Genomic DNA, 735 nt, shown 5'->3' with positions numbered 1-735 from the left:
TGGGGGCTGGAGCCGCTGGCCGGACGCGTGGGCGAGCGGCACGATGACGTCGAGGGCGGCGCCGGCGGGAACGTTGTGCAGGTGGAAGCTGCCGCCGAGCGCGCGCAGCCTTTCGCCGAGTCCGATGAGGCCGAAGCCGGCTGGAGCCGGCTCCGTCACGCCGCCGCCATCGTCGAGGATGCGGATCAGCACGACGTCGGCGCCGTCGTCGTCGCGGCGCTGCTCGATCGTGACCGCGACGCGCGCGCAGGCCGCGTGGCGGATCGCGTTGGTCACCCCCTCCTGGACCGCGCGGTAGACCGTGAGGTCGACCGCTTCGCCATAGCTCGTCCTGAGGCCGCGCGCGACGAGCTCAAAGCGGCGTTCGGGATGGTGGCGGGTGAAGTCGGCGATCAGCCCGGCCAGCACCTCCGCGAGCGGAGCGGCGCCGAGCGCCATCGGGCGCAGCCGGCCGAGCAGCCGCCGGTTCATGTCCGAGAGGCGCTCGGACAGGTCGGTCATGGCTGCGATCCGCTCTCTGGCGGCGTCCGTCACGGTCGCCGAAGCGCCGGCGACCTCGCGCTCGAGCGAGGCGAGGTTCGAGCGCAGGCCGAACAGGCAGGGGCCGAGCTCGTCGTGCAGCTCCTTGGCGATCTGCCGGCGCTCGTCGTCCTGCAGCGTCACCATCCGCCAGGACATGCGCCCGTTCGTGGCGCGCTCGGCCGCCAGAGTCCGGCCGAGCGCGTTGAAGCGCTC

1 protein-coding gene is annotated in these 735 nt (G+C 73.5%); it reads right to left on the bottom strand.

Annotation, left to right across the window (positions count from 1 at the left end):
* On the bottom strand, window positions 1-735 hold a 735-nt coding region (locus tag EK403_RS23075), incomplete at both ends, for a histidine kinase (protein WP_245479600.1).

This window comes from Hansschlegelia zhihuaiae, from assembly GCF_004103825.1.
Lineage (GTDB): Bacteria > Pseudomonadota > Alphaproteobacteria > Rhizobiales > Methylopilaceae > Methylopila > Methylopila zhihuaiae.
Note: the sequence above shows the minus strand (reverse complement) of the source record. Positions and strands in the feature narration are given on the sequence as shown.